Source organism: Agrobacterium sp. 5Ca50 (assembly GCF_055381905.1).
The window spans coordinates 2499647-2513964 of sequence record NZ_AP026438.1 but is presented as its reverse complement, the minus strand read 5'-3'; the positions used below and the strand labels follow the sequence as shown (position 1 = coordinate 2513964).

Below are 14318 nucleotides of genomic sequence, written 5' to 3'. Positions count from 1 at the left end.
GCTCAGCCGTTGTTATGGATGACCTGGGTTGCTTTCACAGCAGCTGAAGCGCGGTTTTCAACGCCAAGCTTCACATAAATCTGCTCCAGATGTTTATTCACCGTGCGGGCAGAAAGGCCAAGAATATCGCCGATGTCGCGATTGGATTTACCCTTGGCAATCCACAACAACACTTCGGATTCCCGCAACGTCACGCCAAAATGTTGTCGCAGCAAGGCATCGGCCGGTTTGTCATTGGTTGCCATCAGGCGGAACAGATATTCGTCAGCCCCCATTGCTCCCAAAAAGGTAAGCTGCAGGATCGCCTGCCCATTGTTGCAAATGCTTAAGGCTGCATCCCGCATATGTTGGGCGCGATCGGGAGAGCCAAGCCAGGTGGCAATTTCGGCAGAGACAATTTCCAATCCGGCATCACTGCCCGTCGCTGCGTTGATCAGCCGTGTCGCCTGTGGTGTTGACCAGTGGATTGCGCCATTGGCCCGCACCGCCAACAAGTGGCGCCCGGCGGCATCCAATGCCACACGGGCACTTTGTGCTGAGCGGGCATTGGACAAGTGAACACGAATACGGGCGTGCAATTCGTCGATATTGATTGGCTTGGTCAGATAGTCGACGCCGCCGGAACCCAATGCGTGCACCACATGTTCGGTCTCCGTTAGGCCAGTCATGAAGATAACCGGTACCTGTGCGACCGAGGCATTTGCCTTGAGACGACGGCAGGTTTCAAAACCGTCCATCGAGGGCATGATCGCGTCCAGCAGAATGATATCTGGGGTAATGCGTTCGACAATGTTGAGGGCGGCTTGACCGGAAGTGGCAATCAGGACGGAGAAACCGGATTGCTCAAGTGCCTCTGTCAGAAAGCCCAACGCTTCCGGGCTGTCATCCACCAGCAGCACGATATCGCGCGGGTTCATCGGCTCAGTCATCCGTGCCCGTCCTTTTGTCTTCAAATTTTTTTATAAAGTCCGCGTAACCCGTCAAGTCGAAGGATCGCACGAAATTGCGGGCTTGTGCGGTAAATGGCAGGTTTTCCTGGCTGCGGTCAAGATCATCCAGCTTGGCTTCGATACCTCGGATGTAGCCAATTTCCCCAAGGCGCAGCAAGTCCTGAAGGTGAACAGAAGCCGGTGCCTTTAACGGGGCTGGCGGAGCTGTCGAAACAATGACCGTGGAAAGGTCTTTTTCATACACCCAGTGCAGACCCAGATGCACGGCGAGGCGGTCACAGAGCTTGCGAATGTCGACCGGTTTGGCAATGGCATCATTATGGCCATCGGTACCTGCGCCAATAATGGCCGTGTCCCCAATATTGGCTGACAACATGATGATAGGTGCGGTTTGACCGGCATCGCGCAACTTGGCGACCAGTTGCCAGCCGTTCATACCAGGCATGGAAATGTCGATGAGGAATGCATCCGGACTTAACCCTTCGATGAGGGTCAGGCAGTCCGGACCACTCTGGGCAGTTAGCACCACAAAATCGAGCGGAGAGAGGACTTCCTGCATCAGATCACGGTGGTCCTCATTATCATCCACCACCATGATGGTGCGACGTGGCCCGGCGTAGGACACGATTTTCTTTTCAGCGGCCGGCGCCGTGCTCGGGCGGTCGATGGCCGACAACATAAGGCGCACGCGGAATGTCGAACCTACATCCTTTTCGCTGGTGGCGGAAATTTCGCCGCCAAGCGTGTTGGTCAATAGCTGGGTGATGGTGAGGCCAAGGCCAAGACCCGGCATGGGTTTAATGTTATCCGCTTCGCCGCGTTGGAACGGTTCGTAGATGCGGGCCAAATCCTTGGGGGAAATACCGCGTCCGCTGTCCGTCACGGTGAAGGTGGCGACCTGGCTACGATAGGCAACATCGAAGGTCACGCTGCCTGTATCGGTGAACTTTATGGCATTGGACAGAAGGTTTACGAGGATCTGACGCAGGCGTTTTTCATCGTTGCGCACATATTGCGGCAGTGACTTTGCCCTGATGTGATGAAATGTCAGCCCCTTGGCCTGCGCCTGCGGGCGAAACATATCAACGATTTGATCCAGAAAATCCTGGATATTGATTTCGTTGGAATAGACCTGCAGTCGGCCAGCCTCAATCTTGGAAATATCCAGCAGGCCGTCAATCAGACCGGACAAGTGGTCTGCTGAACGTTTGATGACCTTGATGGCAGATTGGCGCGGCGCCGGGATGGTTTCATCCCGTTCCAGAATTTGTGCGTAACCCAGCACGGCATTGAGCGGCGTGCGCAGTTCATGACTGAGGCCAACCACATACCGACTTTTAGCGCGGTTAGCCGCCTCAGCGGTTTCCTTGGCGGTCTGCAGCGCGGCATCTGTTTTGCGGTGGGCGGCAATTTCCTTAAGCAGCAACGTGTTTTGGCGCGATGATTCTTCTTCCGCGACCACGCGGCTGTCGTGGGCAAGGACCAGAAACCAGCAGACGATGCCGGCAATGACCGCGAAAACAAAAAATACGATGAGAATGGTGCGGTTCACGACATCCGCAGTTTCCGGTGAGGCTGTGGCGACCTGATGGGCAATCAACGCCAGAATGCCACCAAGAACTGCGATTGCCAATGCTGCTGACATGCCATAACGGCCAAGGCGTGTGGCAAGTTTGGCTACCAGCTCATTGGGCAGGAAGGACTTGGCGACCGTCGCTACCTGATAATTGAGCTTTGCCTTGGGTTTACACATGTCATGACAACGGCTGTCCAGCGAACAGCAGAGCGAACAGATAGGCGCTGCATAGGCAGGGCACCACGCCGTGTCCTCCGGCTCAAATGGGTGCTCGCAGATAGAGCAGGTAATGCTGCTTTCTTCATGCCATTTCTGGCGCGGCTTACGAGCGAGATAAAACTTTCCCTTCGTACCCCACGCAATCAGCGGGGAGGCGATGAAAGCAACCACCAGCGTGATGTAGGGTGCAAGTGAAGCGGCCATTGAGCCGAACAGGCCAAAATGGGCGGCAAGTGCAATGGTTGCTGACAGCATCATGCTGCCGACACCGACCGGGTTGATGTCGTAGAGGTGGGCGCGCTTGAATTCGATACCGGGTGGAGCAAGGCCAAGTGGCTTGTTGACAAACAAGTCGGCCGAGATCGTGCATAGCCACGCCATTGCAACAATGGAAAAGATACCGAGCGTTTCTTCCAGCAATTTGTAAATGCCGAGTTCCATCAGCAGCAGGGCGATGGCAACGTTAAACACCAGCCACACAACGCGACCGGGATGGCTATGGGTGAGGCGGGAGAAGAAATTCGACCATGCCAGCGATCCTGCATAGGCGTTCATGACATTGATCTTGAGCTGCGACACCACCACGAAAGCCACCATTAACAGCATGGCTGCATTTTCGTTCGGTATCATGTAGCCGAAGGCGGTGAGGTACATTTGCGAGGGGTCGGCGGCCTTGTCGACTGGCACGCCTGACGACAGGGTCAGAACGACAAGGAAGGAGCCGGCCAGCAGTTTTGGCACCCCCACCACGACCCAGCCGGCACCTGCCAGAAAAACAGCGATGCGATGGCGCAATTTGCTTTGGCCCTCGGCGGGCAGGAAGCGCAAAAAGTCGACCTGTTCGCCGATCTGGGACATCAATGCCAGAATGACGGCGGAGGCGGCACCAAATTCAACGAGATTGAACCGCGCAAACTCGCCAACTGGTGCAGGTGTGTGGTGGATGCCGGAAAAGGCCAGCCAAAGATCGAATTTGTCCCAGTCCAGAAAAGCAATGAAGATAAACGGCAATATGTTCAGGATGATCCAGAATGGCTGGGTCATGATCTGGAACTTGCTGATCAACCGCACGCCGTGCGTCACGAGCGGTATGACCATGACGGCAGAAATGATGTAGCCGATCCACAAGGGGATGCCGAGCGCCAGTTCCAGCGCACCGGACATGATGGATGCCTCGATGGCAAACAACATGAAGGTGAAGGCGGCATAGATCAGCGAGGTTATCGTCGAGCCGATGTAGCCAAAGCTTGCACCGCGTGTCAGAAGGTCAATATCGACGCCGTGGCGGATGGCATAACGGCTGATCGGCAGGCCGACGGCCAACATGGCGACAGCCGCGACTATAGTGGCAAAAAACGCGTTGGTCGTGCCATAGGACAGGGTGATTGCACCGCCGATAGCTTCGAGAGCTAGGAAGGAGATAGCGCCAATGGCGGTATGGGAAATTCGGTTTGATGAAAACTGCCGGGCGCTTTTTGCGGTAAAGCGCAACGCATAATCTTCCAGCGTCTGGTTGGCGACCCAACGGTTATATTCACGTCTGACGGGAATGATGCGTTGTCGTGCGGCCATGCCGGATTTCATAGCCTCCGAAACCATTATCAGAGTTTGTGGTCGTTGCTCGTCTTAGCAACGCGGCTTGCCTGTGCAGACACAAAAATGGCGTCGTCCGGATCGAACGACGCCATCATTTTTATGTTAGGCCGCAGCCGACTTTGCAGTCGGTACTTCTGCGATCGTCTTCAAAACGACAGACGCGATCTGGTAAGGGCAACCCTGCGAGTTCGGGCGGCGGTCTTCCAGGTAACCACGGTAACCGTTGTTGACGAAGGAGTGTGGAACGCGGATCGACGCGCCACGATCAGCAATACCGTAGGAGAACTTGTTCCATGGCGCTGTTTCGTGCTTGCCGGTCAGACGCAGGTGGTTGTCTGGGCCGTATACGTCGATATGCTCCTGCCAGTTCTTGGAGAACGCAGCCATGAGGGCTTCGAAATATTCCTTGCCGCCAACTTCGCGCATGAACTTGGTGGAGAAGTTGCAGTGCATGCCCGAACCGTTCCAGTCGGTGTCGCCGAGCGGCTTGCAATGGAATTCAACGTCGATGCCGTACTTTTCGCAAAGGCGCAGAAGCAGGTAACGAGCGATCCAGATCTGGTCAGCGGCCTTCTTGGAGCCCTTGCCGAATACCTGGAATTCCCACTGACCCTTGGCCACTTCGGCGTTGATGCCTTCGTGGTTGATGCCTGCTTCGAGGCAGAGGTCGAGGTGCTCTTCAACGATTTCGCGGGCGATGGAGCCGACATTCTTGTAGCCAACGCCAGTGTAGTATGGGCCCTGCGGAGCTGGGTAACCCTGCTCAGGGAAGCCGAGTGGGCGGCCGTCTTCGTAGAAGAAATATTCCTGCTCGAAGCCGAACCATGCATCTTCGTCGTCGAGGATGGTCGCGCGGCTGTTGGATGCGTGTGGCGTAACGCCATCTGGCATCATGACTTCGCACATGACGAGCGCGCCGTTGGTACGGGCTGGATCAGGATAAATGGCAACTGGCTTCAGAACGCAATCCGAGCTGTGGCCTTCGGCCTGCTGGGTGGAGGAGCCGTCAAAGCCCCAAAGCGGAAGCTGCTCGAGTGTCGGGAATTCGTCGAATTCCTTGACCTGCGTTTTGCCACGCAGGTTTGCTACCGGCTTGTAACCATCGAGCCAGATGTACTCGAGTTTAAACTTAGTCATTGCGAACCTCTCATAGGTAATAATGCGAAGCCTTGATATCCCCTGACCTGTTCAGGCCGCAGGGAAACCGCTTTCGCTTTCAAGGGCTGCCTATATACAAGCACGCGGCGTGCCAGTTTGAATTTGGATGGCGGAACGGCTGCAAAATTCTTTTGGGAGAGTGGATTCGTGTGCGGTGGAACGACTGTTTAAGCTGTTCGTTTAACCGAAGCGACAAATCGTAATTCCCTGCAAATATGAAGTTTTTATAAAGGGAAGGACGCTATGATGACGCTTCGGACCGGAAATTTGCCGATAGAGGCGCTTTTTGCGCCAGGAATGACCGATTTTAGGTCGTTAGCTGCATAAAGACTACTCTTTCACGTCTCTGATTTCTTAAGTGCCTATTTTTTAATCTTTTTGATTTTTTTTTAATCGATACGGTGAAATTTCGATCCTGATGCGCTATATTAGGATGAAGCAAGATGCTGAGGTGTTTTTAACGAAGAGAGAATATCATGAGAAATGAACCGCAAATGGAAAGTGCCAGAATTTATCAGTTTCCCGTTGGTGGTCGTGCAGGCTACAACCGCTTCCGCAAGGACGCGTCTGTGCACCCTGAACCTCATGCCACTCCGTTGCCTCAGGTCGACTTCGACAGCTGGTATCACCAGGAAGCCATCCTTGAGACGTCTATAGATCCAAAACCGCAAAACTAAGTTCCACCACTAGGTTCTCTGTAAACGAATAGTGCTTCGACCTTCCGCGCCGCTTCTTGCGGCCTTCTTGATGGCTGAGTTTTCTGCCTTCCTGTTTCGCCACCCTGCATACGTCAATTGACGTATACGGTTTTACGGATGTGCGTTTGATAGTTCCCCACGGCGGCAGTCAAAAAGGCTGCTGGTGCCTTTTAAGGCAAACCATAAGAGGGGTTCGATCAGATGACATTCAGAACAAAGGTTACAGGCGCGCTGCTGGGTGCAATCCTGTCCACCACCGCCTTCCACGGCGCGTTTGCTGCCGATGACACAATCAAGGTTGGCGTTCTTCACTCCCTTTCCGGCACCATGGCGATCTCCGAGACGACGCTGAAGGATGCCATGTTGATGCTCATTGAAGAGCAGAACAAGAAGGGCGGCGTTCTCGGCAAAAAACTCGAAGCTGTTGTTGTCGACCCGGCCTCTGACTGGCCGCTGTTTGCCGAAAAGGCACGTCAGCTGATCAGCCAGGACAAGGTTGCCGCCGTGTTCGGTTGCTGGACATCGTCTTCGCGCAAATCCGTTCTGCCGGTGTTTGAAGAGCTGAACTCCATCCTGTTCTACCCGGTTCAGTATGAGGGCGAAGAATCCTCGCGTAACATTTTCTATACCGGTGCCGCACCAAACCAGCAGGCTATTCCGGCCGTTGATTATCTCGCCAGCACCGAAGGCGTTGAGCGCTGGGTTCTGGCTGGTACTGACTATGTCTATCCGCAGACCACCAACAAGATCCTCAAGGCCTATCTTGAATCCAAGGGCGTGAAGTCTGAAGACATCATGGTCAACTACACGCCATTTGGTCACTCCGACTGGCAGACCATCGTTTCCGATATCAAGAAGTTCGGTTCGGCTGGCAAAAAGACCGCCGTTGTTTCCACCATCAATGGCGATGCCAACGTACCGTTCTACAAGGAACTGGCAAACCAGGGCGTCAAGGCTGAAGACATCCCGGTCGTTGCCTTCTCGGTTGGTGAAGAAGAGTTGGCCGGTCTCGACACTGGACCACTGGTTGGCCACCTTGCAGCCTGGAACTACTTCCAGTCCGTCGATTCCGAAGTCAATGCAGAGTTCATCAAGACCTGGCACGCCTTTACCAAAAATGACAAGCGCGTCACCAACGACCCGATGGAAGCGGCCTATATCGGCTTCAGTGCATGGGTAAAGGCTGTTGAGGCCGCTGGCACGACCGAAACGGATGCCGTTCTCGACTCGATCATTGGTGTATCGGTTCCAAACCTCTCCGGCGGTTACTCCACCGTCATGCCGAACCACCACATCACCAAGCCGGTGCTGATTGGCGAAATCCAGGCCGATGGCCAGTTCGATATCGTTCAGCAGACCCCACAGGTGGTTGGCGACGAGTGGTCCGATTACCTGCCGGACAGCAAGGACCTGATCTCGGATTGGCGCAAGCCAATGGAGTGCGGCAACTTCAACGTGGCCTCGGGCAAGTGCGGCGGCAAAGGCAGCTGATAAACGAAAAATGCGGATGCCGATCAACGTGAAGTTGGTCGGCACCAAGCGCCTAAGCCGGGTGAGGCCCGCTGATGACGTCTAAGGGGAAAGCCCCTGAGGCATGAAGGAAAGCTCCTTCACTCCAGAATTCGTCTACCAGTTTTCGCAACTGATGTGCAGGCTTCCAAGGGGGACTTGGGACTATGAGATTTCGTCTATTGGCCGTGATCGGCCTGCTGTTCAGTCTGGCGTCGACTTCAATGGCGCAAAGTGATCCAAAGGCGCTGTTAGATGCGCTTGGCACAGCTGACTTCAAGCAGGCAGAGGTCCTGATCGGGCAGATTGCAGCGACTGGGGATCCACGTGTCGTTCCTGCTCTTGAGGCATTTGCATCCGGCGACCTCTATGTGCGCAAAGCAGATAATCTGGTTTTCATGGCAACGGCTGCTGGCTCCAGTTTTGCGTTGATCGACCCGCTGTCGGGTGAGGCGGCTGGAGAAGTGCCCAAAGCGGCTGTGACGAAGATCAAGGTCAATAACAATCTGCGCCGGGTTATCCGTTCCGCTTTGGGCGGTTTGACACTGTTGAGCCCGGAAAAATCTGTTCGCCTGTCCGCGGCAGATGCGGTGCTCAAGGCACCCAGTGCCGAAAATCTCGATTTGCTGGATGCTGCTCTTGCCAAGGAAACGGACGCAGAAGTGCGTGGCCGCATGGAAGAGGCGCGGGCTGTATCCCTTTTGTCGTCAGACCGCTCGGTGGACGAGAAAAAAGCGGCAATTGAAACCATCAGCAAGATTGGCGGGCGCGATGCGATCAGCATCCTGATGGCAGCCTCATCTTCTGTCGATACCAGCCTGAAGGCTGATATCGATAGCGCGATTTCAAACATTGAAAGCTCGCTTGCTGTCTGGGACGGCGTGCAAAATGTCTGGTACGGCCTGTCGCTTGGTTCCGTGCTGCTGCTGGCCGCCATTGGCCTTGCCATCACCTTCGGTGTGATGGGCATCATCAACATGGCGCATGGCGAAATGGTGATGATTGGTGCCTATTCCACCTTCATGGTGCAGGAGGTTATCCGCAGCAATTACCCTGGTTTGTTTGACTGGTCTCTGGCAATTGCACTGCCAGTGGCTTTTCTGGTGACTGGCTTTGTCGGACTGGTCATGGAGCGGAGTGTCATCCGCTTCCTGTATGGCCGTCCACTTGAAACCCTGCTTGCCACATGGGGCATTTCGCTTGTGCTGCAACAGGCGGTTCGGACGATTTTTGGGCCGACCAACCGTGAGGTTGGCAATCCGAGCTGGATGTCCGGTTCGTTCAGTGTCGGTTATCTGAACTTTACCTGGAATCGCGTATGGATCGTTGCCTTTTCTCTCACGGTTTTCTTTGCGCTGCTTCTGCTTTTGAAACGGTCATCCTTCGGTCTGCAAATGCGAGCAGTCACCCAGAACCGCCGCATGGCTTCATCAATGGGTATCAGAACGCCCTGGGTTGATGCTTTTACCTTTGCGCTCGGATCTGGTGTGGCTGGACTTGCTGGCGTCGCCCTTTCACAGATCGACAACGTGTCACCCAACCTTGGCCAGAGCTACATCATCGATAGTTTCATGGTGGTGGTGTTTGGTGGTGTGGGTAACCTGTGGGGAACGCTTGTCGGGGCGCTGTCGCTTGGCGTGCTCAACAAGTTCCTGGAGCCGACGGTCGGCGCTGTTCTCGGCAAAATCCTCGTACTCGTGCTCATAATCCTGTTCATTCAGAAGCGGCCGCGTGGTCTCTTCGCACTCAAGGGAAGGGCCATCGAAGCATGATTACCGGCTTCCTTCTTCGGGCGCTTGATCGCCACATCACCATTGCTCTTGCCATTCTTCTGGCGGTTGCCCTGCTCATCCCGGCATCAAACCTTTTGCTGCCTGCCGATAACCCGCTGCATGTGCCGACCTATATCATGTCGATGCTCGGCAAATATCTGGCCTATGCCTTGCTGGCATTGGCTCTTGACCTTGTGTGGGGTTACTGCGGCATTCTTTCGCTGGGGCATGCTGCGTTCTTTGCGCTGGGTGGTTATGCCATGGGCATGTACCTGATGCGCCAGATCGGCACTCGGGGTGTCTACGGTCACCCCGTTTTGCCTGACTTCATGGTGTTCCTGAACTGGAAAGAATTGCCGTGGTTCTGGCAGGGCTTTGACATGTTCTGGTTTGCCATGCTGATGGTGCTGGTAGTGCCGGGTGTTCTGGCCTTCGTGTTCGGCTGGTTTGCCTTTCGCTCCCGCGTCAACGGCGTTTATCTATCGATCATCACCCAGGCGATGACCTACGCGCTGCTGCTGGCCTTTTTCCGCAACGACATGGGTTTTGGCGGCAATAATGGCCTGACGGATTTCAAGGATATTCTCGGTTTCTCCGTGCAGGCCGATGGCACACGTGCCGTTCTGTTTGCCATGACGGCCATCATGTTGGCGCTCAGCCTTTTGATCGCCTCGGCTATCGTCAATTCCAAATTCGGCAAGGTGCTGGTTGGGGTGCGCGATGCCGAAAGCCGCGTGCGTTTCCTCGGCTTCCGGGTCGAAAACATCAAGCTTTTCACCTTTGTTGTCTCAGCCATGATGGCAGGCATTGCCGGTGCTCTGTTCGTGCCGCAGGTCGGTATCATCAACCCCGGTGAGTTCTCACCTGCCAACTCGATTGAAGTGGTGGTGTGGACGGCGGTCGGCGGTCGCGGCACCCTGATTGGTCCGATTATCGGTGCCGTGCTGGTCAATGGCGGTAAGAGCTATTTCACCGGTGCTTTCCCTGAATTGTGGCTGTTTGCATTGGGCGGGCTTTTTATTGCCGTCACGCTGTTTTTCCCCAAGGGCATTGTTGGCACCATCCAGCAGGTCATAGGCAACCGCCGGGACAGGCGTAATGCCTTGGCAAACACCAAAAAGGCAGCTGCGGTTGAGGTGAACACGGCAACACCTGCGCAGCAGGCGGCGGAGTGATATCCATGAATATGATTGCTGAAAACAGATCGAAAAGCTTGCTTTATCTTGATGGTGTGTCGGTGTCGTTTGACGGTTTCAAGGCGCTGAACTCCCTGTCCTTCGTCGTGGAGCCGGGGGAACTTCGTGCCATCATCGGCCCTAACGGTGCCGGTAAAACGACGATGATGGATATCATCACTGGCAAGACGCGACCTGACACCGGCAAGGTGCTGTTCGAGGATAGCGTCGACCTCACCAAAAAAGATGAAGCGGATATTGCCCAGCTTGGCATCGGTCGCAAATTCCAGAAACCGACCGTATTTGAAAGCCACACGGTGTGGGACAATCTGGAACTGGCGCTGAACCGCAAGCGCGGGGTTTTTGCCACGCTTTTTTACCGGCTGACCGAAGAAGACAAGGCCCGCATCGAGGAAATTCTTGGCACTGTGCGTCTTGGTCATCGTCGAAATGATCTGGCTGCCAATCTTTCGCACGGCCAGAAGCAGTGGCTGGAGATCGGCATGTTGCTGGCCCAGGAACCGAAACTTCTTCTGGTCGACGAACCGGTGGCTGGCATGACGGATGCCGAAACCGCCGAAACGGCTGTGCTGTTAAAGGAAATCGCCAAGACACGTTCCGTGGTGGTGGTGGAACATGACATGGGCTTTATCCGTGAACTGGGTGTGAAGGTGACCTGCCTTGCCGAAGGTTCGGTGCTGGCGGAGGGATCCATCGATTTTGTGTCTAGCGATCCGAAGGTGATCGAGAATTATCTGGGGCGATGACATGCTGAGCGTTAACAACATCAATCTTCACTATGGCGCAGCGCAGGCCTTGCGTGGCATTTCGCTGAATGCGGAGATGGGCAAGATTACCTGTGTTCTCGGACGTAATGGTGTTGGTAAAAGCTCGCTGTTGCGGGCCGTTACCGGTCAGCATCCTTTAAGTGCCGGCACCATAAGCTTTGGTGGTGAAAGCCTCAACGGCCTCGCCCCTTATCAGCGCGCCAAGCGTGGGGTTGGTTATGTGCCGCAGGGACGTGAAATCTTTCCGTTGTTGAGTGTGCAGGAAAATCTGGAAAGCGGTTATGCGCCGCTGCCACGCAAGGATCGTTTTATTCCGGATGATATTTTCAGCTTGTTTCCGGTGCTGCAATCCATGCTGTCGCGCCGTGGCGGTGATTTGTCCGGTGGGCAGCAGCAGCAGTTGGCAATTGGCCGTGCATTGGTAACGCGGCCGAAAATTCTGGTGCTGGATGAGCCGACTGAGGGCATTCAGCCATCAATCATCAAGGATATCGGGCGGGCGATCAAATATCTGCGAGATTCCACCGGAATGGCTATTCTGCTGGTGGAGCAATATCTGGATTTCTGCCGTGAGCTTGCAGACTATGTCTACATCATGGATCGCGGTGAGATCGTTCATCAAGGGGCGGCTGAAACGCTGGATAGCCAGGAGGCGCGTCGCCATTTGACAGTGTAATCAACCTGTTTTCGTTCACGGACATGTAAAGCCGCTATAATAAAGTGAAGTCCTATGCGTTGTTGCATGGCATTTATGCATTGTTTTAGCATTTCATCGAATAACGAGTTGTGGTATCTGGCGCAACATAGACGCATGCAGGACACATGAAGAGCCTTAAAGCATGCGGCTCCCGTCGATCCCTTACATTCCACGTGTCTCTGCCGTATGGTTGGGAACTTGTGCCAATAAAGGCGTGCCGATGAAACTTGATAATGCTGGCCGGATCGTCCGGTTTGTTTTGCCCCTTCGAACCATCACCGCAAGCTTTTTCGCGCTCACAGCCATGAGTGCCGCCGCATCTGCATCGATGTGCGGTCAACCTGTCGAGCCGGGCCGTCACCAGTTTTCCGTGGTGTCCGGTAGTGATCAACGCTCTGCCGTTTATTTTGTTCCATCATCGTATGACGGACAGAAAAAATTGCCTGTGGTGTTTGATTTCCATGGCAGCAACAGCAATGCCATTGGCCAGATGAACCGCAGTGGCTGGGACCGGGTCGCGGAACGCGACGGCTTTATCACAGTTGCGCTGCAGGGCAGTCTATCCGGCGAGATGACCGGAACGAATGCCTGGAATGTACCGGGTGTCACCACCCGCGAAGGCGGGTTAGATGAGGTCAGCTACATCCGCGCGGCGATCAAGACCGTTTCGGAGACACTGTGTGTCGATGAACAGCGCATCTATGCCTCCGGTTATTCCGGTGGTGGCCGCATGCTGTCGCAATATCTGTGCAACGGTAACGAGGACTTCGCGGCAGCCGGTTTTGTTGCGTCGCTTCGTGCCGGTTATCCGGTCGAAAAAGATGGTTCATGGATGCCTGACGGTGCGACCTGCACACCAGCGCGTCCTATCTCCATTATTGCCTTTGCCGGTACCAAGGATCCTGCCAACCCTTATCAAGGTGGTGGTAAAGCCTATTGGCGTTATAGCGGTGAAACCGCGCTGAAGCGTTGGGCGGAATTGGACGGCTGCAAGGGCGCCGTCAAAAGCCGTACTGCCGGTCGTGTGACATTCAATACCTATGATGTCTGCAAATCCGGTTCACGTGTCTATTCTTACGTGATTGACGGTTGGGACCATGCATGGCCGCGCAGCCCGGTAAAAGCCGAGGTTATTCAAGCCTCTGCCGACGGCAAGCGCAAAGCTGTGGCTGAGGTGTCGCGACAGGTTGATGCGGCTGACACGATGTGGGATTTCTTCCAGAACACAGAAGGCCAGCTGGTGGTTGATGCTGCGGTCAAGAAAAGCGATTGCGTCTTGCAGGCAGTGCCAGCTTCGGCTTCGGCGAAAACTTCGGAGACGACGTGCATTCAGACCAGCAACTCGGGGAGCATACCCGCCATCAAAGCCGTCAGCAAAGAGCGCGTGGTAGAGGACGCCTTGTAACCAAGGCGCCGCAGGGCAAGACCCGGCTAGAAACATTGTTTCAGGAAGGCTGCGCAAAGATCCGCCTTCCTGATACGTTTTCCAATGAGATGGAAGCCATTCTGATCAATTCCTCCGGTGGGTTGACCGGTGGCGATGAACTTGAGTGGAGCGCCGTTGCAGGTGCTGGCTCCCGACTGACTGTCACCACGCAAGCCTGCGAAAAAATCTACAAAGCGTCGTTTGGTACTGCTGCCGTCACTGCAAAGGTTACGGCTGAAGCTGGTTCTGTGTTGCACTGGCTGCCACAGGAAACCATTCTTTTCGACAATGCCTCCCTCAGCCGCAGGTTGGAGGCAGATATTGATCCCTCCGCAGAGTTTCTGGCCGTCGAAGCTGTTTTGCTAGGCCGCAAGGCCATGGGTGAAATGATGCGTGGCGGGCTGTTTCGTGACCGTTGGCGCATTCGCTATGGCGGCAAACTCATCCATGCCGAAGAGCTGTTGCTGGATGGTGAGATCGAAGAACTGGCAGGATCGGCTTCCGTACTGAACGGGCAGGTGGCCTTTGCTACGCTGTTGTATATCGGGCCTCTGGCAGAGGCGATGTTGCCGAAGGTGCGCGAAGCGCTGGGCGATCATGGTGGTGCAAGCGAGTGGCAAGGCAAGCTTGTGGTGCGTGTTGCCGCGGAAGACGGATTTGCGTTGAGAAAAATACTGGTGCCGGTCATTTCGCACTTGCGTAATGGCGCGCCAGTGCCGAAAGTCTGGAATCTATAAGAACAAGAGTGGGACGA

11 protein-coding genes are annotated in these 14318 nt (G+C 54.9%); 8 read left to right on the top strand and 3 right to left on the bottom strand.

Features of this window, described 5'->3' with window-relative positions; all coding sequences use genetic code 11:
* Positions 1–2 precede the first annotated feature (2 nt).
* From ACZ5FM_RS12220 to ACZ5FM_RS12210, 3 genes are all read right to left on the bottom strand, one after another.
* Positions 3–929 carry a response regulator gene (locus tag ACZ5FM_RS12220; RefSeq protein WP_464038824.1) on the bottom strand — a complete coding sequence of 309 codons (927 nt, stop codon included), beginning with the start codon at positions 927–929 and terminating at the stop codon, positions 3–5.
* Positions 922–4317 (bottom strand): hybrid sensor histidine kinase/response regulator, encoded by a 3396-nt coding sequence (locus ACZ5FM_RS12215; RefSeq protein ID WP_464038823.1) that lies wholly within the window; start codon positions 4315–4317, stop codon positions 922–924. The genes ACZ5FM_RS12220 and ACZ5FM_RS12215 overlap by 8 nt, the downstream gene beginning before the upstream one ends.
* A 126-nt stretch (positions 4318–4443) precedes the next feature.
* Entirely contained in the window at positions 4444–5478 is a 1035-nt protein-coding gene (locus tag ACZ5FM_RS12210) for a glutamine synthetase beta-grasp domain-containing protein (RefSeq protein ID WP_192488234.1), read from the bottom strand.
* A 497-nt stretch (positions 5479–5975) separates the two neighbouring features.
* On the opposite strand from ACZ5FM_RS12210, the gene ACZ5FM_RS12205 reads away from it, so the two are divergent.
* From ACZ5FM_RS12205 to ACZ5FM_RS12170, 8 genes are all read left to right on the top strand, one after another.
* Positions 5976–6176, top strand: a complete 201-nt coding sequence (locus ACZ5FM_RS12205; RefSeq protein WP_464038822.1) for a DUF2735 domain-containing protein — start codon at positions 5976–5978, stop codon at positions 6174–6176.
* 222 nt (positions 6177–6398) lie between these two features.
* Positions 6399–7688, top strand: a complete 1290-nt coding sequence (gene urtA, locus ACZ5FM_RS12200) for an urea ABC transporter substrate-binding protein (RefSeq protein WP_250982105.1) — start codon at positions 6399–6401, stop codon at positions 7686–7688.
* Positions 7689–7873: 185 nt separating this feature from the next.
* A complete protein-coding gene (gene urtB / locus ACZ5FM_RS12195; protein WP_464038821.1) occupies positions 7874–9478 on the top strand; it encodes an urea ABC transporter permease subunit UrtB in 1605 nt (534 codons plus the stop codon).
* Positions 9475–10653, top strand: coding sequence for an urea ABC transporter permease subunit UrtC (urtC, locus tag ACZ5FM_RS12190; RefSeq protein ID WP_250982103.1), 1179 nt, complete (start codon positions 9475–9477; stop codon positions 10651–10653). The genes urtB and urtC overlap by 4 nt, the downstream gene beginning before the upstream one ends.
* 5 nt (positions 10654–10658) lie before the next feature.
* Positions 10659–11420, top strand: a complete 762-nt coding sequence (urtD, locus tag ACZ5FM_RS12185; protein ID WP_409515546.1) for an urea ABC transporter ATP-binding protein UrtD — start codon at positions 10659–10661, stop codon at positions 11418–11420.
* Between the two features lies 1 nt (position 11421).
* On the top strand, positions 11422–12117 hold the full coding sequence (gene urtE, locus ACZ5FM_RS12180) for an urea ABC transporter ATP-binding subunit UrtE (protein ID WP_192488239.1): 696 nt from the start codon (positions 11422–11424) through the stop codon (positions 12115–12117).
* 241 nt (positions 12118–12358) lie between these two features.
* Positions 12359–13543, top strand: a complete 1185-nt coding sequence (locus ACZ5FM_RS12175; RefSeq protein ID WP_405049360.1) for a CE1 family esterase — start codon at positions 12359–12361, stop codon at positions 13541–13543.
* Positions 13462–14301 carry an urease accessory protein UreD gene (locus tag ACZ5FM_RS12170; RefSeq protein WP_464038820.1) on the top strand — a complete coding sequence of 280 codons (840 nt, stop codon included), beginning with the start codon at positions 13462–13464 and terminating at the stop codon, positions 14299–14301. The genes ACZ5FM_RS12175 and ACZ5FM_RS12170 overlap by 82 nt, the downstream gene beginning before the upstream one ends.
* The last annotated feature ends 17 nt before the right edge of the window (positions 14302–14318 follow it).